This is a genomic window from Nibrella saemangeumensis (assembly GCF_039541915.1).
Lineage (GTDB): Bacteria > Bacteroidota > Bacteroidia > Cytophagales > Spirosomataceae > Nibrella > Nibrella saemangeumensis.
Genome location: NZ_BAABHD010000005.1, coordinates 181,167 through 201,076, shown reverse-complemented (window position 1 = coordinate 201,076; position 19,910 = coordinate 181,167). Strand labels below are relative to the sequence as shown.

The window sequence follows — 19,910 nt, the reverse complement described above, 5'->3', positions numbered from 1 at the left end:
GACGGTGTAATAACAACCAACCTATGATTGAAGTAAGATCTAATACGTAAAAAGGATAGGGTTTAGGGGACTTTCGGGTTTAGTGCCGACCGGGTAATCGGCCAGCCAGGTAGTCAGGTCATTTTGCTGATAGCTGTTGCGCGGCTTGATGATCGTCTGGTCTTTATCCATGTAGATCATCGTCATCACCTTCCGGGGTTTGTCGGACCGGTTCGGTCCGGCGCGGTGGAAGGTCCAGCCGGCATGGTAGCTTACTTCGCCGAGCTCAAAGGGCGTGTCATTCATCGAGAAATTAAGCTCCTTCAGCTTATCGGCCAGCAGTTGCTCACTTTCGTCACTGATCTCCACGTCGCGGCCGATCTCGACAGTCTGACTCTTTTCGGCAAAGGCCAGCGGACCCATCTCCATTGGGGTATGCTGGAAGGGAATCCAGACCGTAACGGTTTTGGGTGTAGCCAGCGGCCAGTAAAACTGATCGGCGTGCCAGGGGGTAATGCCGCCCGACGGCTCCTTGTACAACGCCTGGTCGTGGTAAAGGCGGACGCCCTCCACTTCCATCAGATCCGCGGCTATCTTCGCCAGCCTTCGCGAAAAGACAAACTCTTTGGCTTCGTCGTTTTCCCGCCAAAGATTCATGATTTGGAGAAAGGCACGCTCATACGTCGTGCGCTCCTCCATGGGTTTGGTTAGGGTATTGAGTTTAAAAACTAAGTCTGTGATCAGTGTACCGTAATAATCGAGAACGGCCGGGCTTAAAACGTCTTTTAATTTGACATAGCCGTACTCCTGGTAAAAGGCAATGGCTTCACGACTTACTGCATAGGGCTCATCCAGTTCTTGAAGAAGTAAGCTCTTGTCAAGTTGGACTTCCATGTAGCGTTCAGGTAAAAAGGTCTTGGGCTTAGGAACAATCAGATGTCACAAAATTAACATAGAAAGTATCTGAAAAATGCTAAATTTTTTTCAAATTTGTGTAGTATTTTGACTTTGCTTAATCCTTTAACAATAGAGTTGGTTAAAATTGGCAATATTTTGAAAGCATTATTTGAAAAGGTTACGATTGGGGAGCAAAATTCACTGCTAGTGAAGCGACTGCGGATGACGGCCTTTGACGCGCCCTGGCATTATCATCCCGAATATGAACTCACCTATATTATACGTAGTACCGGTAAACGGTTTGTCGGCGATCATATTGGGAGCTTCGATGTCGGCGATCTGATCCTGATTGGGCCTAACCTACCGCACTCCTACCGCAACGACGATGGGATTACCGTTCCGGCCGAAGCCGTGGTCGTTCAGTTTCCGGCGACGTTCGGCGAGACGTTGCTCAGTAACCTGCCCGAAGCCGAACGCATCCGGCAGATGATGAACCGCTCGCAATACGGTGTTCAGTTCAGTCCCAGCCTGAGCCAGACAATCGGCCGCCGGCTCGAACGGTTGGTTAACCGCACCGGCATGGACCGCGTTCTGGACATGCTGGGTATCCTCAATGACTTGTCAGCCGATTCAGAGGTAGTCTTGCTGGCGAGCGATGGGTATGAGTTTTCGGCCAGCGAGGCTGATACCGAACGGATGAAACGGGTGCTGGACTATACATTGAGCCACTTTCGGGAAGAAGTCCGGGTCGATGATGTGGCATCAGTAGCGGGTATGGCCACGGCGGCTTTCTGCCGGTACTTTCGCCGGCGCACCGGCAAATCGTTTATTGAATACCTGACCGAACTGCGCATCAGCCATGCCCGTAAATTACTGACGCAGGCGGATCTGAGCGTGGGGCAGGTCGGGCTGGAGTGTGGGTTCAACAACATCTCGCATTTTCACCGGCAATTCAGGCTTCAGACGGGTACTACGCCCCTGAAATACCAGGCCGCTTACCGGGCTGGATAGAAGCGTATCGCAGTCAAAAAACTTACCCGCTGTATCGGTTAAAGCTGTACCTTTGTGGCTTATTTAACCGGTAATCACGATTATTCGTTATATGTCAACCGCAACGACCACTATCGCCCGCGACACCCAGGTTTTTGACCTGATTGCCAAAGAAAAACATCGGCAGGAGTCGGGTATTGAACTCATCGCTTCCGAAAACTTTACGTCACCGCAGGTGATGGAAGCGGCCGGCAGTGTTCTGACCAATAAATACGCCGAAGGTTTGCCGGGGAAACGCTACTATGGCGGCTGCGAAGTGGTAGACGAAATCGAACAACTGGCCATCGACCGGATCAGGGAACTGTTTGGCGCGACCTGGGCCAACGTGCAGCCGCACTCCGGTGCCCAGGCCAACACGGCCGTGTTCCTGGCCTGCCTGCAACCGGGCGATACCATCCTGGGCTTCGACCTGTCGCATGGCGGTCACCTGACCCACGGTTCGCCGGTAAATATCTCCGGTAAGTACTTTCGCCCTACCTTCTACGGCGTTGAAAAAGAGTCGGGTGTTATCAATTACGATAAAGTAGAAGAGACGGCCATGCGCGAGCGCCCGAAGATGATGATCTGCGGGGCCTCGGCCTACAGCCGCGACTGGGACTATGTGCGCCTGCGGGCGATTGCCGACCAGATTGGTGCCCTGCTGCTGGCCGACATCTCACACCCGGCCGGTCTGATCGCCAAGGGTCTGCTGAATGATCCGCTGGAGCATTGCCATATCGTGACCACGACAACGCACAAAACGCTGCGTGGTCCACGCGGTGGTCTGATCATGATGCGGAACGATTTTGAAAACCCGTTCGGCATTAAAACGCCGAAGGGTGATATCCGGATGATGTCGTCGCTGCTTGATTCGGGCGTGTTTCCCGGCACACAGGGTGGCCCGCTGGAGCATATCATTGCCGCCAAAGCGGTTGCTTTCGGTGAAGCGTTATCCGATGATTTTGCCGACTACGCTACGCAGGTGAAGAAAAACGCCCAGGCCATGGCCAAGGCGCTGCTGGATCGCGGTTACCAGATTATCTCGGGCGGTACCGACAACCACCTGATGCTGATCGACCTCCGCTCAAAAGGATTGACCGGCAAATTGGCCGAAAATACGCTGATTAAAGCCGACATCACCATTAACAAAAACATGGTGCCGTTCGACGATAAGTCGCCAATGGTGACCTCCGGTATCCGCGTGGGTACGCCGGCCATGACCACCCGTGGCCTGAAAGAAGCCGACATGGAGCGCATCGTCGACTACATGGATACCGTACTAATGAATCACGACAATGACGCCAAACTTTCAGCCGTAAAAGACGACATCAACAGCTGGATGAAAGCGTTCCCGTTATACGCATAATGGAATTTTGATTGAGTGATTGAATGATTGAGTGATTGAATGGCAGCTACGACGCATACGCTTTATTTAATCACTCAATCACTCAATCATTCAATCACTCAATACAATCAGAGATGCCTTTAGATCAATCGTTTGAGGAAGAAGAGGAAGAGTTAATTGATGATAGCGGTAAGGAAATGACCTTCCTGGAGCACCTGGAAGAACTCCGCTGGCATATCATCCGGGCTGTGGGCTCTATTCTGGTATTTGCCATCACCGCGTTTATTTTTATCCGCGATATTTTTGAGCATGTGATTCTGGCACCAGGCCGTCCGAATTTCTGGACGTACCGGCAGATGTGTAAGCTGGCCGACGTGTCCGGTTATGCCGATCTGTGCGTTAAAAAGCTGGAATTTGAGCTACAGGCGCTGGGTGTAGCCGACCAGTTTACGATGTCTCTCACAACGTCCGTTATTATCGGTTTGTGTTTTGCCTTCCCGTATACGTTTTGGGAGATTTGGCGGTTTATCAAGCCCGGTCTCAAGAGCACGGAGAAGAAAGCAGCCAGGGGAGCTGTATTCTTTGTGTCTGCCCTGTTCCTAATGGGCTTGTTCTTTGGGTATTACATTGCCTCACCGTTGGCTATCAATTTTTTGGCCAATTATACGGTTTCCCCGCAGATCAAAAATCAGTTTGATATTACGTCCTACATCTCTATTCTGGCTACGCTTTCCCTGGGTTGTGCGCTGATGTTCCAGATGCCAATTGTCGCGTTTGTATTGTCAAAAGTTGGGGTGCTAACGCCGGCTTTCATGCGGGAGTATCGGAAGCATGCGTGGGTGGTTATTCTGGTGGTGGCTGGCATCATTACGCCGTCGCCGGACATTTACAGCCAGATTCTGGTTGCTTTCCCACTGGCCATGCTGTATGAGGTAAGTATCCTGGTGTCCGGCTCCATTCAGCGGCAGCGGCTGAAAGAGCAGCAGGAGTTGATGAATGACTAAGCATGCAATACGATTTCAGAACATACCATTACCGTTCCATCAATGCGGCTAATGAGCAGGAGCGGGCAGCTATCAATCAGGAGCTGAAAGACCTGTATGCCTCGCTGCCGGACGACGAGAAAGCCGAGTTCAACAAGCAGCTACAGACGTTTCTGGCCCGCGAAATGGGGCGGCTCAAATCCGACTACGAGTCCATTAACGGGGCTCAGGGAGACAATTGATTTGGGATTGGGGATGTCGGATTTGGGATTTAAACAAGCACTCGCCATTAAATCCCAAATCCGACATCCCCAATCCCCAATTCCTTTAGCTGTTCCGGATCAGCGTAGCGTAAAACTGAATGATCTTTTTGTAATCGCTGATGCTGATGCGCTCGTTGGTGCCGTGGATGCTCTTGATTTCCTCATCGTTCAAACGGGTGGGTAAAAAGCGGTAGACATTGGGCGATAGGCCGGTGAAGTAACGGGCGTCGGTGGCTCCTAACATCAAATATGGCGCCACGATAACCTCCGGAAAAACACTCCGGATGGTCTGGTGCAGGCGCTGGAAAGCAGGCGCATTGGGATCTGATAAGGGTGAAGGACTGCTGGAGAACTGGCCGAACTCAGTTACCGTGATCGCTTCGTTGTCAATTACTTCCCTAACCCGTTCGATAACGCTGGTCGGCGTCTCTCCCGGTAAAATGCGGAAATTGAGGATGGCTTTGGCGTCAATGGGTAGTACATTGTCTTTAACTCCAGCCTGAAAGATAGTGGGCGCCGTGGTCGTACGGATCATGGCGTTGCTTGAATTAGCTCCAGCAAGTATATTCTTGACAATAGGGCTAAATAACCAACGGTTGGCAAATACCAGCCGCTGCCCGAACGGCATTTCCGGACCAATATAACTAAACAGGTGATTGGCTCCGGCATCCAGCCGGGCCGGAAACGGGTGTTTCTCCAGCGTAGCCACCGCGTCAGCCACCAGCCCTATGCTGGTACGCGGAGGTGGCATAGACGAGTGCCCACCTTGGCCGACCGCACTCAACTCCAGACTGACATAGCCTTTCTCCGCAATACCCACCAGGGCCACCGGCCGGGTTAATCCCGGCATTCCATCGGTTTTTATGGTGCCGCCTTCGTCCAGCACGTAGTCAAACGTGATGTTCCGGCTCTTGAGGGCATTGGCAATGGTGCGGGCACCCCGATTACCGCTGGCTTCTTCATCCTGCCCAAATGCCAGATAAATAGTCCGCTCCGGCTGGAAACCGGATTGCAGCAGGAACTCGGTAGCCTCCAGAATACCCAGCACGGTCGTTTTGTCGTCGAGGGTACCCCGTCCGTAGATGTAGCCGTTTTCGATCAGGCCGGCAAACGGAGGGCGTTTCCACATGCGCTCCGTACCCTGAATAACGGGCACCACATCATAATGGCCCATCAGCAGCACGGGCTTCAGCGTCGGATTACGACCCGGCCATTGGTACAGCAGACCGTACTGGTTAAAGGTTTCTCGCTTAAGGCGACTATGAACGAGCGGATAGGAGCGCTCCAGAAACCGGACAAACTGGTCGAACTGGGTAGTATCGGTCAGGGAATAGTCGGCGTACGAAACGGTGCGTATCCGGAGCGCCTGCGCCAGCCGGGTTACGGCCGAGTCGCTGACCGCCACGGCCGGCGCCGGTGGTACATTGGTCAGCTGTCTGGAAGTGAAGAACAGTGTTCGGAGTATCAGGGTAACGATCAGCAGCAACAGGGCCGACAGCAACAGGCGAAGCAGGCGTTTCATCAATCTGGTTTGTTACGAGTAGGGTTAGATCATACCTCTGGCTTTCAGTTCCAGGTATTTGTTTACGGTGTTGGCCGTGAGGTTCCGGGGTGCGGTCAGGATAGTCTGAATGCCGTATTGCTGCAACTCTTTTACAATCTGCTTCTTTTCATGCGCAAATTTTTCGGCGATGGTCTTCTGGTATACCTCTTCGGTTTTAGTGGCCGGTTTATGAAGCAGCGCAGCCAGTTCGGTGTTCTCGAAGAAAATCACCAGCAGCAGGTGGTCTTTGGCCAGTCGGCGCAGGAACGGTAACTGCCGGTGCAGGGCATTCACTGTCTCAAAATTAGTAAAGAGCAGCAGCAGACTACGCTGACGGATGTGTGTCCGGACGGTGGCGTATAAGGCTTCATAATCCGATTCCAGAAAGCGGGTCTTCTGCCGGTACAGCAGTTCCAGGATCTTCAGCATATGCCCTGGCCGGCGCTCGGCGGGTAGTAGCTGACCGATGCGGTCGGAGAAGGTCAGGATACCGGCGCGGTCCTGTTTCAGCAGGGCAATGTTACTCAGCACCAGGGAGGCATTGATACCGTAGTCGAGCAGGGTCAGGCCCTCGAAAGGTGATTTCATCATCCGGCCCTTGTCGATGAGGCAGTACACCGCCTGCGACCGTTCATCCTGGTAGGCATTAACCATCAGGTCGGTGCCGCGGGCGTCGGAGCGCCGGGCGGTGGCTTTCCAATTCATGGTCCGGACATCGTCGCCCCGAGTATACGGCCGCACCTGTTCAAATTCCATGCTGTGACCCAGCCGCCGGACGCGCTTGATGCCTATTTCACTCAGGCGGTTGGTAGCGGCCAGCAGTTCATACTGGCGCATTTGCAGGTACGAGGGGTACACCGCCACCTGTTTATCCTGCGAAAACTGATACCGGCGCTTTACCAGTTGCAACGGACTCATTACGTATACGTTGACCGCGCCGAAGCTGTATTCGCCCCGGCGGGTGGGCCGCAGTTCATACCGGATCAGGTTAGTTTCATTCGGTTTCAGGCTGGCTCGGAACAGGACATCGCGCCGTTGGAACTGGAACGGTATTTCGTCGATGATCTCCAGATAGACAGGAAAGTTATAGCGGTTTTCGAGGTAAATGGTCACCGGATTATCATCACCGTTCGACAGACGGTCGGTTACGTCGCGCCGGGCAAAAAAGCCTTTCCGGGTTCGGAACAGCATATACCCTTCGATGAGGCATAAGACCAGAAAAACGAGGAGCGCCAGCTGAGCGGCCGGAAACAGAACCGGCAGGGCATAAGCGGCCACAAACAGCAGCACCAGCCCAATCAGAGCGAGCCAGAAGCGGATGGAGAAGTAAAGCGCTTTCAAGAAAAACAAGGCAGAGCGAAGACGGTAGCTAAAATAGCACAGAATGTTGAGGAACGGACAAATTCGGCAAAAGACTCCGCTCATTTAATCATTTCTGGTCTCCGCTTCGTCAAAGCGGTGTCAATTCCGGTTATCTTAGCGTTTTTTCCGACCAGTGGTCAGGAAGAAAGTCTGGTTCAGGTGGCGGCAATCACCTGCTGAAACGGGTAGCGTACTACCCCTGGCTGTACCCCATGCTGTTTAATTCGCTTCAGTTTCTTCTCTACTTCGTTGTCGTAACGCTGACGTATTTCAGCCTGCCCTGGCGGGGCCGATGGGTGTTGCTGCTAACGGCCAGTTGCTACTTCTACATGGTGTTTCAGCCCCCGTACCTGCTGATCCTGCTGCTTACCATTGTCATTGACTACATCGCCGGTATCTGGATTGAGAAAACTGAAGGAAAAACCCGAAAGTGGCTGCTCATTATATCGCTGATCTCCAACATCGGGATTTTAGCATTCTTTAAATACCTCGGCTTTTTCACGGAGAATATTTCGGGCGTGTTTAATGGGCTGGGCATGCCGGAACTGGCGCAGGAGATCACGTCGCTGGTTAACCGGATTTTCGTTAAAGTGCTGCATGTATTCGGGCAGAGCGGCATATCGTCCTTCAAGGATAATATGAGTATTCTGCCCATCGGTCTGTCGTTCCATACGTTCCAGGCCATGAGCTATACCATTGAGGTGTACCGGGGTCACCAGAAGGCCGAGCGGCATTTCGGCGTTTATGCGCTCTATGTGATGTTTTACCCGCAGTTGGTGGCGGGTCCCATTGAGCGCCCGCAGAACGTCCTGCATCAGTATCATACTTATTTTCCGTATAATTTCGAGAATGTGAAGGCCGGGCTGATGCAGATGGCGTTCGGGTTTTTCAAGAAAGTGGTGATTGCCGACCGTCTGGCGCTGGTGGTTAATCACGCCTATAACGACCCGGCCCAGCATAATGGCCTGACCTTACTGATTGCCACGTTCTTTTTCACGTTCCAGATTTACTGCGACTTTTCGGGCTACTCCGACATTGCCATCGGAGCCGCTCGTGTGATGGGCTTTACGCTGATGGAGAACTTCAAAGCTCCCTACTTTGCCCAGTCTATTTCGGAATTCTGGCGACGCTGGCATATCTCGCTGTCAACCTGGTTCCGTGACTATATGTATATTCCGCTGGGGGGAAACCGCGTGGGCGAAAGCCGGAAATACGTGAACCTGATGCTGGTGTTTCTGGCCAGTGGTCTGTGGCACGGAGCCAACTGGACGTATGTGATCTGGGGGGGACTGAACGGCTTTTACCAGATAGCCGCCACCCTACGCGATAAAGTGCTGAACCGGGGTAATCCGCCGGGCGGACCGGCTTCGGCCGAGGCAAAACCGAAAGTAGCCCGACTGGGCTTTGCCGCTACCCCCGGTGCTATGGCGACTCCGCCTTCCATTGTGCGGATAATCAGCAACACCCTGTTTACGTTCGTGCTGGTGATGCTGACGTGGGTGTTTTTCCGTGCTGCGAGTACGTCGGACGCCTTTCTGATTCTGCGCAAAATTGCCGGTCTATCACTCAGCAATTCGATCAGTACACCCCTGAACGTAACAGAAATGTGGTTCAGTGTCTTTCTGATTGCCGCGCTGATGGTGAAGGAATATTATTTCCTGTATATACCGACACGCAGCACTGTACGGTTTTACGGGCTGATAACGCTGATTGCGCTGCTTTGCTATTTCTTTGGGGTATTTACCTCGAACCAGTTTATCTACTTCCAGTTCTGAGGAATCTTATTCGTTGCGGGTGACACTGCGGCCGGTCTTGGTGGCAATGCGAATCCGGTACACAACGCGTTTAGGCGGGGCCGTATAAGCGGTAGTGTCCTTACCGTTGTTGTACTGCGGTGTTTCGTGTGGGTATAGGGGTGGCGTTCGTACACCCAGTCGCTGCTCGACGGCAAGCCGCTCGTCTCCTTCGAGTTCTTCATAGGTACCCTGTACGACTACACTGCGCCAGATGTCCGGCGCTACCATTTCGTCAACCTCAAAGCAAACGGCCGGGTTCTTGCGCAGCATCTGGATCTTGGTGCCTTCGCGGGTCTGGCCGTAGATATAGTAGCCGTCGAACAGGTAGGTAATCGGTTCGATCAGCACCTGTCCGTCGGCTGCGCAGGCAATACGACCAAAGTATTGCTGGCGGAGAATTGAATCGACTACGTCGGAGGTTAGCTCACGTAACATGGCGGTAGCGGGTTAAAACAAGTTATAAACTCTCGACCTTCTGCTGAACCAACTGATTCAGAATCTGCCCATCAATCGTGCCCTCATGCCGCCAGACCTCCAGTCCGTGATCAAACAGAATAAACGCCGGCAACTGCTGAACATTAAATGTCCGGGTGATTTCCGGCTGTGCGTCGGTATCTACCTTCGTAATCTGAACGTAACTGCCCATGGCTTTTTTCAACCCCTCCACCACTGGTGATGAAGCCGGTTTGCCGCCTGGGCTCTGTGGTTGCCTGAATGGAAAGACCAGCAATACCACAGGAAGGGGCTGGGGGCGTTGTATAGCCTTTCTTACCGATTCCATACGCTTTTTAATTGTAAACAGGGCCGTAGCTGGCCGCTGTAATTCTTTACCAAAAGTAGCGGGTTGGCGGAGGCTATCCCATGACTTTGGTCAGCGTACTACCTGATACTAACTTGACAAACTCAATGATCAGCACGCTTAGTCCCGCTACGGCCGCTGCCCACATAAGCTGCGTCATGTCCGGAGCTGATAAAGCAAAGATGTTCTGAATGGCGGGCACCCACCAAATAAGAGCCGACAGGGCCAGACTCAACAGCACCATCCCTGTAAGGACCGGATTATAGCGATGGCGTTGCCGGAAGATAGACCGGGCAGAGCGATTGGTGTACGTCAACCCTATGTTGGACAGCAGCAAGGTCAGGAAGAGGGTAGTCCGGGTAACCGTTTCGTCAGTGCCGGCCTTCTGACTCTGCCAGTATAAGCCCAGCAGACCGACCGTGACGACGGCTCCCTGCAAACAGCTCAGAACGAGCTCCCGCCAGCTAAAGAGGGTATCGGACTGGCGAAGGCGCTGCTGCATGATGTGGGGTTCGGCCGGTTCGCTTTCGTAGGCGATGGAGCAGGTTGGCCCCATAATCAGCTCAAAAAAGATGACATGGACCGGCAGAAAAAGCGTAGCCTCCGACCAGTGCAGCAACGACGGCAACAGCACGATGGCGATCAGGGGAATGTGAATGGAAATGATGTACTGAATGGCTTTCCGGATGTTTTCGTGGATGGTACGGCCGGTGGCGATGGCCTTGACCATCACCTGCAGGTCGTCGTCGAGGAGGACCAGTGAAGCGGCCTGGCGGGCAATTTCGGTTCCTCTGGTACCCATAGCCACGCCAATATGGGCGGCTTTGAGGGCCGGGCCGTCGTTGATACCGTCGCCGGTCATAGCTACGGTTTCGCCGGTTGCTTTCAGGGCGTTGATGATCCTGAGTTTGGCTTCCGGAAACATCCGGGCAAAAATGGAAGTCTTTTTTACCTGTTCCCGGAGCTCGGCATCCGACAAGTTAATGATTTCCTGCCCGGTCAGCACGGGCGTTTCATTTGTCAAACCGGTCTGCCGGGCAATCTCCCGGGCGGTCTGCGGGTTATCGCCCGTCACCATTTTAACGCCTATGCCGGCCTGGTAAAAGTCCTGGAACACGGCCGATATATGCGGCTTTGGTGGATCGTTCAGCGCCACAAGACCCAGTAACTGCCACTGAAAGTCCTGCTGTTCGGCCGGAAAGGGGGCATCCTTTGGCCAGCTGCCCTGCGCTACGCCCAATACCCGGTAACCAGCGTTGGTCAGTTGGTCGACCGCCAGCGCCCATTGGGCCTGCTGACCGGCCGGGAGGTTTTGCAGACTCAGTATCCTTTCCGGCGCCCCTTTGGCGGCAATAATACGCTCTCCCGACGGCTGTAGGTCAAACACATGGGTCATCATGGGCGGTTGTCCACCGAGTGGGTACTCGTGAATCTGCGTGGCTAACGTTCGCTGATCGTTGGGATGATACGTGGTGTAGGCTTTGTGAATAGCCTGCTCCAGCGAGTCGGTGGGTTCGGTTTCGCTGGACCACATGGCGTATTCCAGCACCCGTTTCTCTGCTTCATTGAGCGTATCCTGGAGTGACCGGGGGGCAGGATTGTTTACCGCGTAGACCTGCGCCACTTCCATCCGGTTTTGGGTAATCGTGCCGGTTTTGTCCAGGCAGATGACCGTAGCGGACCCCAGAGCTTCTACCGTTTGGGGCTGTTTGACCAGGATGCGCTGCCGGCTCATGCGCCAGGCACCCAGCGCCATAAAGCTGGCAAAGGCAACGGGGATTTCTTCCGGCAAAACCGACATGGCCACCGTGAGTCCCTGCAGCAGTCCGCCGAGTAAACTGCCGGTTCGCTGATAGTGAACCCCAATGGCCACCAGACAGACCAGCACCCCAATCAGCGCCATGGTGCGCACAAACCGGCTGACCTGCTTTTGCAGGGGTGTGGGGGTAGACGTGATTTCGGCGAGCGATAACCCCAATTGCCCCATTTGGGTCTCCGGACCCACCGCCGTTACCTTTACGTAGCCCCAGCCGCCGGTTACGCTGGTGCCCGAGTACACAGTGTTGCCGGGCGTTTTATCAACCGCTATTGATTCGCCCGTCAGCAGCGATTCATCAACGCTCAGGTCGTGGGCGGTAACCAGATTGCCGTCGGCGACGATCCGCTCGCCTTCACTAATCACCATCAGGTCATTCAGGACCACATCTTCGGCCGGAAGGGTCTGTTGCGCTCCGTCGCGGATAACGGTAACGGTGGGTGCCGACAAGTCGCGCAGGGCCTGCAGGGCTTTGTCGGAGCGTCGCTCCTGATACAGGGAAATACCCGCTACGGCCATCAGCGCCACCAGCAATACACCGGCATTGAACCAGTCACCAAGCAGGGCATACAATCCGATGGCGCCCACTAACAGTAAAAACATCGGCTCCGTTACTATTCCGGCGATGGTAGACAGCAACCCCCGGTTGGTGGTCGTTACCTGCCGGTTCCGGCCGGCAACGGTGCGCCAGTAGGTTACTTCTTCGCTGTTTAAACCGGTTACGGAAACGTTTTCGACTTGCATGTTACAAGTTGCTTACAACGGGACTGGGTGTTTGCCGGCGTTTCTGCTGTTTCTTAAAATAGCCTCTGAACAGAACGTTATGCTTGAGCGCTTCCATATTCTCGTCAAACTTAGCCGTTCCCTGCTGAACATTGCTCATGGTTCTGGTCAGGTTATGCTGAAAAGCGGTGTCGGCCAGCAGGGTACCGGCCGCGCCCTGCCCTTTTTGGATCTGCTGCGTCAGTGTTGTTAGCCCGGCTACCAGGGAATCGGCCCGCTGGCCGGTTCGGTTAATATGGCTCAGGACGGAGGTAAACTGCTGCTTCATGCTGGTATCGCGCAGCAGGTAACCGGCATTGCCTTTCCCGTTTTCAATATCGCCCACAATGGTGCGCAGGCCTGTGGCGGCCGTATGGACTTCGGCACCCGCTTTCCGGACACTCTGAGCGGTCTGGTCGATGTGATTCACCAGCGATTCATCCGTCAGCAACTTGTCCAGCACAGGGCTTTGGTTAAGCTTGCGGCCGAGGCCTTTTAGTTCTTCGGTAATAACCACCAGATTGTCGTTAGACTGCCCCAATGTGTTCAGTAGTTCACTAACGGCAACAGGCTGCACTGTACCAAGCCTATCCCCGTCATGGACCATGGAGGCATTACCTGAAACGGGGGTGATGGTGATAATGGTGTTGCCCATCAGACCGTCGGTGCCGATGGAGGCAATGGCGGATGTTTTGATAAAGGGTTGGGCGCTCTTCTCAATCATCATCACTACCTCAATGACCGTATCGCTTCGGATGGTGAGTTTATCGACGGTACCAATGGTAATGCCGCCAAAGCGAACGTTGTTGCCGACCATCAGACCCGATACGTTCCTGAAATGGGCACTGACCCGGACTACGGAGCTGAACAGGTTACGCTGACTTCCCAGCAGGTACAAGGTGATAATCAGCAATACAGACCCGGCCACCACAAAGGCACCGAGCTGAAGATTTTGGGAGGTGCGGCTTTTCATACGAACATCAGCTTGAGGTTATAAGAAGAAGGCGGTCACACGCGGGTCGTCTGACCGGCTGAGCGACTCAAACGTTCCGATGTGTTGGCACCGCCCGTCGATGAGCACAGCTATTCTATTGGCGGTATACTCGACACATTTCATATCGTGCGAAATAATAATGGCCGAAGTGTTATACTTTCGCTGCACATCCAGAATCAACTGGTTAATCTCGCGGGCGGTAATGGGGTCCAGCCCAGTCGTCGGCTCGTCGTACAGGATAATGTCCGGCTTCAGAATCAGGGTACGGGCCAGGCCGATGCGTTTCCGCATCCCGCCCGACAGCTCGGCCGGCATCATATCGACGGTATGCGCGAGCCCGACGTTCTCCAGCGCTTCCATCACCATTTCATCCACTTCAGCCCTGGTTTTATCAATCCAGTGCCGGCGCAGCGGAAACTCGAGGTTTTCGCGGACGGTCATGGAGTCGTACAGGGCATTACTCTGAAACAGAAAGCCTACCCGGGTCCGGATCTGGTCCAGCGCGTCATGTTCCAGGTCCGGGATGTTTTCGCCCAGCACGTAAATGGAGCCGGCATCGGGCTCCAGCAAGCCGATGATACACTTGATCAGGACCGACTTCCCCGACCCCGACTTCCCCAGCACCACCAGGTTTTCGCCCCGGTACAGCGAGAGGTTGAAGTCCTGCAGCACCTGATTGTCCCCGAACGATTTATATAGATGATCGATGGTAATAACCGCTTCAGAGCCCTCGGGTCGCCGGGTTGCGGTATCGGGTTGTTCGTTGACGATCAGGGTATCCATCAGTTGAAACCCAGCAGGTCGGTTATCTGTACGGCAATCAGGTCGATGATAAAGATGAGCAGCGAGGAAATAACCACGGCCGAATTGGCCGAGCGACCTACACCCTCAGTCCCTTTGTCGGAGTTGTAGCCTTTGAAGCAGCCGATGAGGCCAATGGCAAAGCCGAAGAAGAAGGTTTTAATTACCGCAGGAAGCACATCACTGAACGCCAGGTTATCGAAAACGTTGTTCATAAACAGCGCCAGGCTGGTCACTCCCTTCATGTTGACGCCGATATAGGAGGCATAAATGGCGATAGCGTCAGCCAGCACTGCCAGCAGGGGGAGGGTAAGGGTAGCGGCCAGTATGCGGGTGGCTACCAGGTATTTGAACGGATTGGTACCCGATACTTCCATGGCGTCAATTTGTTCCGTCACTTTCATGGACCCCAACTCAGCCCCGATGCTGGAGCCAATCTTGCCGGCGCAGATCAGCGCCGTGATGACCGGACCAATCTCCCGGATAATGGACAGCGCCACCATGGACGGTATCCACGACTCGGCCCCGAACCGGGCCATGGTAGGCCGGGATTGCAGCGTCATCACCAACCCCATAATAAAGGCCGTAATGCCGACCAGCGGCAGCGACTGGTAGCCGATGAGGTAACACTGGCGCAAAAACTCCTGCCACTCGTAACGGGGCTTTATGCCTTCGCGCCAGAACCGGCTGGTGAAGCGGGCAACCGCGCCGGTTTCGGTCAAAAGGTCGGTAACAGTCGTTGGCAAATGCATATCAGGATAAGAGGTTTTCCCGTTCGGTCAGGCGTTGAAGAAGAATACGCTGCTGCTCCTGAAGCACGGCCAGCTGGTCAACCAGGATGTCGACTTTCTGATGAAGGCTTTGAACCTCAATCTCGGCTTTCAGATTAATAAGGTAGTCGTTTTTGGCCCGTGTGCGGTCTTTGGTCTCCTGCCGGTTCTGGCTCATCATGATAATAGGCGCCTGAATGGCGGCCAGACAGGACAGCAGCAGGTTCAGCAGAATGTAGGGAAAGGGGTCAAAGGCTTCCTGCCGGAGCATGAGGGTGTTCAGCGCAATCCAGCTTAGCAGGACCAGACCAAAACTGATGATAAACGTCCAGCTTCCGCCGAATTCAGCTACCCGGTCGGCCATGCGCTCACCGAGCGTGAGGGTATCCGGATTTTCCTCGGCCATGGCCTGCGCGAGCAGATCGGAGTTGGCCGGAAGGCCCTGGTTATTGGTGATTGTTTCTTCTTGGGGTTTCATGACAGCTACTGCTCGTGGCTGTCACAAAAGTAAGCGATGTCGTTTGCGGCTTGAAGGCTGTTAATCAGGAGAGTTTATGATTTTGGTCAGGCCTGTACAACGGTTTGCAAAACCGTTGTACACTAGCGGCCAATGGCTACTTTCCGGAGGATGGAATCGATTACCTGAAGGGTGGTAACGCCATCGGCCTCCGCTTCGTAGTTGAGCATGATGCGGTGGTTGAATACGTCAGGTGCTACTTCCTTGATGTCTTCCGGCAAAACGTAATCACGCTGGTCGAAGTAGGCCAGGGCTTTGGCGGCCAGGTTCAGGTGAATGCTGGCGCGGGGCGACACGCCAAACTGGATGTACCGGGATTCGTCGCGCAGGTTGTATTCCAGCGGCCGGCGGGTAGCAAATACCAGTTCGATGATGTACTGTTCGAGTGTTTCGGAGATGTTGATCTTGTTGATCTCGTTGCGGATGTCGGTAATATCGACCTTATCCAGAATAGGCTGAACCTCGTAATCGAAATCCATGTTCGACATCCGGCGCATCACCTCCAGCTCGTCTTCCTTGCTCAGGTAATCCACAAATACCTTCATCATAAACCGGTCGACCTGCGCTTCAGGCAGCGGATAGGTACCTTCCTGTTCCACTGGGTTCTGGGTGGCCAGCACCAGAAAGGGCCGATCCAGCACAAAGGTTTCTTCGCCAATGGTTACCTGCTTCTCCTGCATAGCTTCCAGCAGGGCCGACTGCACCTTGGCCGGTGAGCGGTTCACCTCATCTGCCAGAATCAGGTTGGCAAAAATCGGCCCCTGCTTTACCTCAAACTCGGCGGTTTTCTGGTTAAAGATCATGGTGCCTATCAGGTCGGCGGGCAGCAGGTCGGGCGTAAACTGAATGCGCTGGAAGTCAAGCTGCAACGCTTTGGCCAGGGTATTAATAGTGAGCGTCTTAGCCAGACCGGGAACGCCTTCCAGCAGAATATGCCCGCCGGTGAAGAGACCGATGAGCAGCCGGTTCAGCAGCTTCTGCTGCCCCACCACCACTTTGCCCATCTCGTCAAAGACATCCCGGATTTTGGTGTTATAATTTATCGTTGTTGACTGCATATACGTACCGACGGGTTTCAGCCCGTGCTGTTTGTTGACGGGCTGAAGCCCGTCGGTACCTTAAAACGTCGCCCGAATGCTCCGGTCTTTGCCGTGGATGTCCTTGTACACCTGAATGTGGTGAAATCCACGTTCTTCAAACACCTGGCGGGTCGCTTCACCGAAGCGCTCGTTTATCTCAACGTAACAGGCCCCGTCTTTCGTTAAATGCTGCGTGCAGAAATTCGCGACAGCTTTGTAAAAGATCAGCGGGTCGTTGTCGTCCACAAACAACGCTACCTCGGGTTCATAATCCAGCACGTTGCGGTCCATACCGGCTGCTTCCGACCGGGTGACGTAGGGCGGGTTGCTAACGACGCAGGCGAACCGCCGAATCTCAGAGGCCGGTATGTTCAGAATATCCTGCTGCTCAAAGGCAACGTCGGCCTTAAGATTATCGGCGTTGCGCCGGGCCATGGATAAGGCCTCTTCCGACACATCCCAGGCGGTTACGTCGGATTGAGGCAGAAAACGGGCCAGCGTAACGGCCAGGCAGCCGCTGCCGGTACCGATGTCCAGTACCCGAACCACTTCTTCACGGTCGGCAAAGTCGTGCATAATCAGCCGTACCAGATCTTCCGTTTCGGGTCGGGGAATCAGCACGTCGGAGGATACTTCAAATTCAAGGCCGCAAAAAATGGTGGTACCAATCACGTGCTGAATCGGCTCCTGCCGGTTCAGGCGCTCAATGATCCGGAACCAGTCCGGTTCGGTGCGGTTGGGTGGCAGGGTTTTGTCGGCCAGTACATCGGCTTTTCGCAGGCCGAAGTAGTGTTCCAGCAGCATAAACGCCATCTCCCGGGCTTCTTCGGGCGGGTAGGCCGTAATGTTTTTCGATAGTTGTTGATATAGCGGTCTGGCAGTTGCCATCAGAGTTCTCGTAATTTTGCGTAAATCTGGCCTTTTAAAATAGAAGTTTCAAGTATAAAAAGTTTCAGGTTCCAAGTTTCATGTTTCAATTTGCATGAGTTAATGCCAGTAAGTCTGGCGAACATCAACATGAAACAGGAAACAAAATTCATGCAGCGGGCGCTGGAGCTGGCGACGCTTGGTCGGGGGGCAGTCAGTCCGAATCCACTGGTGGGGTGCGTGATTGTTCATGAAAATTTCACGACCGGTTCGCGCATTATCGGCGAAGGCTGGCACCAGCGCTATGGTGAACCCCATGCGGAAGTAAACGCCATGCGGTCGGTGGCTCCGTACGACGAAATTCTGCTGCCGGATTCTACCGTTTACGTCACGCTCGAACCCTGTGCCCATTTCGGCAAGACACCGCCCTGCGCCGATCTGCTGGTGGCAAAACAGGTAAAACGCGTTGTTGTTTGCAACGGTGATCCTTTCCCACTGGTGGCCGGCAAAGGGCTGGACAAATTACAGGCAGCCGGCATTGCCGTGGAAACGGGTATGCTGGCCGAACAGGGTCGCGAGTTGAACAAGCGATTCTTCACGTTCGTCGAAAAGCAACGGCCTTACATTATTCTGAAGTGGGCTGAAACGGCAGACGGCTACATTGCCGGACCGGATTACCAGCCGATAGCTATCAGCTGTCCTTTATCCCGTAGGCTGGTCCACCGCTGGCGGGCCGAAGAGGACGCTATTATGGTGGGTACCAATACCGCCCGTTATGATAACCCGAAACTGAACGTAAGGCTATGGCAGGGCCGCGACCCGGTGCGGGTCGTTATTGACAAGCAGCTTACGCTGCCCCCGTCGCTGCACTTGTTTGACAACTCGCAGGCCACGTTGGTGTATACGGTACAAAAGTCGGAGGTAAGGGATCAGACCACGTATGTTCAGCTGGGGGCCGAAGCTGAATTCCTGCCGCAGTTGGTGGCGAATTTGTATGGGCGCCGGGTCCAATCGGTGCTGGTTGAGGGTGGCACCGTATTGCTGCAGTCGTTTATGGATGCCGGCTTATGGGACGAAATACGGATGTTCCGCAGCCGCGACTCGCTGGGTGCGGGTATCAAAGCTCCGCCGGTGCTGGGTGTACTGGTCGGGCAGGAAACCGTCGGCACCGATGAACTTCGGTATTTTCGTCCGTAGGGCTCGCTGTGCTTTTCAGAGTGCCGTAACCACTTTGCCACGGCCAGTCTGGTTTCGCATAGCAACCAGTGACTGAGCGACTTCATCCATAGAAACGACCCTGGTGACCGGAACGGTAATGGTACCATCTTCGACAAGTCTGGAGAAGGTTTGGCCTACCTGCCGGAGCAAGGCTTCGCCGGCAGCACCGGCCTGATGGGCTGAACCCAGCGAGAACTGCTGGAAGCCCAGGCCGCGACCAAACGAATTTTTGTATTTCTCCGGCCGCGTCAGACCGACAAGCTCTACCATCTCCCCTTCGAAACTCAGGGCGTTGGCCACATCGATATCGTTATCGGGCCCTACCGCATCCAGGCCTTTAGTCACACCACGGTCTTGGGTAATGGCCAAAACCTGTTCGGCTATGCTTCCTTTGTGGTAGTCAATTACATGCGTAGCCCCCAGTTCCCGCACATATTTCTCATTCTCGGGTGAACAGGTGGTGATAATTGGGAACAGATCGAAGTGCCTGGCTATCTGAAGCGCAAAGCTGCCGACACCGCCGGCCCCACCGGCAATAAATATCGAATCGGCGCTGGTGATACGGAGTTTATCGACCACTGCCCGCCAAGCCGTCCAGCCGGCACAGGGCGTAGCGGCTGCGGTTACGGCCGATACGTTGGGATGGGGAATGAGCGTACTGGCTTTTTGCAGGGCGTATTCGGCAAAACCGCCGTGTGGTCGCTGCAAATTGCCGTGGTATAAAACGCGGTCGCCAGCCTTCCAGTCGGTTACATTGGGCCCCAGGGCTTCAATATACCCCGATACATCGAGCCCCATAATCCAGCCGGCTCCCTGATTAGGGAGCGACTTTTTACGCCGGTTTATTTTGGCGTCAACGGGGTTCAGTCCGCAGGCTTCAACTCGAATCAGCACATCCTGGGCGTCCGGTTGCGGAACGGGGACCTGTTGAACCATAAAGGTATCGGCAGCAGGATCAAATACAACGGCGTTCATCATGGGCTGGTCGGATAAGCGTAGCGTGGAAAGGTTGTTTTTTGCGAAGTATGTGGTGGTAAAAATAACCTTTTGTATTTTTAACGTTCACCTTTGGCGCAACACCGAGTTATAA

At 54.2% G+C, this 19,910-nt stretch carries 19 protein-coding genes; 6 read left to right on the top strand and 13 right to left on the bottom strand.

Annotation, left to right across the window (positions count from 1 at the left end; translation table 11 throughout):
• Positions 1-39: 39 nt before the first annotated feature.
• Entirely contained in the window at positions 40-873 is an 834-nt protein-coding gene (locus ABD949_RS02760; protein ID WP_345240319.1) for a phytanoyl-CoA dioxygenase family protein, read from the bottom strand.
• A 159-nt stretch (positions 874-1,032) separates the two neighbouring features.
• On the opposite strand from ABD949_RS02760, the gene ABD949_RS02755 reads away from it, so the two are divergent.
• From ABD949_RS02755 to ABD949_RS02740, 4 genes are all read left to right on the top strand, one after another.
• Positions 1,033-1,887 carry an AraC family transcriptional regulator gene (locus tag ABD949_RS02755; RefSeq protein WP_345240317.1) on the top strand — a complete coding sequence of 285 codons (855 nt, stop codon included), beginning with the start codon at positions 1,033-1,035 and terminating at the stop codon, positions 1,885-1,887.
• 91 nt (positions 1,888-1,978) lie between these two features.
• Positions 1,979-3,271: a serine hydroxymethyltransferase gene (locus ABD949_RS02750; RefSeq protein ID WP_345240315.1), complete on the top strand. Its 1,293-nt coding sequence runs from the start codon at positions 1,979-1,981 to the stop codon at positions 3,269-3,271.
• 113 nt (positions 3,272-3,384) lie between these two features.
• Positions 3,385-4,254, top strand: coding sequence for a twin-arginine translocase subunit TatC (gene tatC, locus ABD949_RS02745; RefSeq protein WP_345240313.1), 870 nt, complete (start codon positions 3,385-3,387; stop codon positions 4,252-4,254).
• Positions 4,255-4,256: 2 nt separating this feature from the next.
• Positions 4,257-4,475: a hypothetical protein gene (locus tag ABD949_RS02740; RefSeq protein WP_345240311.1), complete on the top strand. Its 219-nt coding sequence runs from the start codon at positions 4,257-4,259 to the stop codon at positions 4,473-4,475.
• 85 nt (positions 4,476-4,560) lie between these two features.
• On the opposite strand, the gene ABD949_RS02735 is transcribed toward ABD949_RS02740, so the two are convergent.
• Both ABD949_RS02735 and ABD949_RS02730 read right to left on the bottom strand, forming a co-directional pair.
• Positions 4,561-6,018 carry a M20 family peptidase gene (locus tag ABD949_RS02735; RefSeq protein ID WP_345240309.1) on the bottom strand — a complete coding sequence of 486 codons (1,458 nt, stop codon included), beginning with the start codon at positions 6,016-6,018 and terminating at the stop codon, positions 4,561-4,563.
• A 24-nt stretch (positions 6,019-6,042) separates the two neighbouring features.
• A complete protein-coding gene (locus ABD949_RS02730) occupies positions 6,043-7,389 on the bottom strand; it encodes a DUF58 domain-containing protein (RefSeq protein WP_345240307.1) in 1,347 nt (448 codons plus the stop codon).
• A 224-nt stretch (positions 7,390-7,613) separates the two neighbouring features.
• Between ABD949_RS02730 and ABD949_RS02725 the strand changes: the two genes are divergently transcribed.
• Positions 7,614-9,176, top strand: a complete 1,563-nt coding sequence (locus tag ABD949_RS02725; protein WP_345240305.1) for an MBOAT family O-acyltransferase — start codon at positions 7,614-7,616, stop codon at positions 9,174-9,176.
• Between the two features lie 6 nt (positions 9,177-9,182).
• Here the strand turns inward: ABD949_RS02725 and ABD949_RS02720 are convergent, their stop codons facing one another.
• The 9 genes from ABD949_RS02720 to prmC form a co-directional block, all read right to left on the bottom strand.
• Positions 9,183-9,632: a pyridoxamine 5'-phosphate oxidase family protein gene (locus ABD949_RS02720; RefSeq protein WP_345240303.1), complete on the bottom strand. Its 450-nt coding sequence runs from the start codon at positions 9,630-9,632 to the stop codon at positions 9,183-9,185.
• Between the two features lie 22 nt (positions 9,633-9,654).
• Positions 9,655-9,978: a thioredoxin family protein gene (locus ABD949_RS02715; RefSeq protein WP_345240301.1), complete on the bottom strand. Its 324-nt coding sequence runs from the start codon at positions 9,976-9,978 to the stop codon at positions 9,655-9,657.
• Between the two features lie 73 nt (positions 9,979-10,051).
• The gene (locus ABD949_RS02710) at positions 10,052-12,556 is read right to left on the bottom strand and encodes a cation-translocating P-type ATPase (protein ID WP_345240299.1); all 2,505 of its coding nucleotides are present in this window, start codon (positions 12,554-12,556) and stop codon (positions 10,052-10,054) included.
• Position 12,557: 1 nt separating this feature from the next.
• Positions 12,558-13,547, bottom strand: a complete 990-nt coding sequence (locus ABD949_RS02705; RefSeq protein WP_345240297.1) for an MlaD family protein — start codon at positions 13,545-13,547, stop codon at positions 12,558-12,560.
• An 18-nt stretch (positions 13,548-13,565) separates the two neighbouring features.
• Positions 13,566-14,351 (bottom strand): ABC transporter ATP-binding protein, encoded by a 786-nt coding sequence (locus ABD949_RS02700; RefSeq protein WP_345240295.1) that lies wholly within the window; start codon positions 14,349-14,351, stop codon positions 13,566-13,568.
• Positions 14,351-15,121, bottom strand: coding sequence for an MlaE family ABC transporter permease (locus ABD949_RS02695; RefSeq protein WP_345240293.1), 771 nt, complete (start codon positions 15,119-15,121; stop codon positions 14,351-14,353). Before ABD949_RS02695 ends, ABD949_RS02700 begins: the two co-directional genes overlap by 1 nt.
• Before the next feature lies 1 nt (position 15,122).
• A complete protein-coding gene (locus tag ABD949_RS02690) occupies positions 15,123-15,617 on the bottom strand; it encodes a DUF1003 domain-containing protein (protein ID WP_345240291.1) in 495 nt (164 codons plus the stop codon).
• A gap of 122 nt (positions 15,618-15,739) precedes the next feature.
• Positions 15,740-16,714 (bottom strand): AAA family ATPase, encoded by a 975-nt coding sequence (locus tag ABD949_RS02685; RefSeq protein WP_345240289.1) that lies wholly within the window; start codon positions 16,712-16,714, stop codon positions 15,740-15,742.
• Between the two features lie 60 nt (positions 16,715-16,774).
• Positions 16,775-17,623, bottom strand: coding sequence for a peptide chain release factor N(5)-glutamine methyltransferase (gene prmC / locus ABD949_RS02680; RefSeq protein WP_345240287.1), 849 nt, complete (start codon positions 17,621-17,623; stop codon positions 16,775-16,777).
• Positions 17,624-17,752: 129 nt separating this feature from the next.
• Between prmC and ribD the strand changes: the two genes are divergently transcribed.
• Complete coding sequence (gene ribD / locus ABD949_RS02675) at positions 17,753-18,799, top strand: bifunctional diaminohydroxyphosphoribosylaminopyrimidine deaminase/5-amino-6-(5-phosphoribosylamino)uracil reductase RibD (RefSeq protein ID WP_345240285.1); 1,047 nt, start codon at positions 17,753-17,755, stop codon at positions 18,797-18,799.
• A gap of 15 nt (positions 18,800-18,814) precedes the next feature.
• Here the strand turns inward: ribD and ABD949_RS02670 are convergent, their stop codons facing one another.
• A complete protein-coding gene (locus tag ABD949_RS02670) occupies positions 18,815-19,798 on the bottom strand; it encodes an alcohol dehydrogenase catalytic domain-containing protein (RefSeq protein ID WP_345240283.1) in 984 nt (327 codons plus the stop codon).
• Positions 19,799-19,910 lie beyond the last annotated feature (112 nt).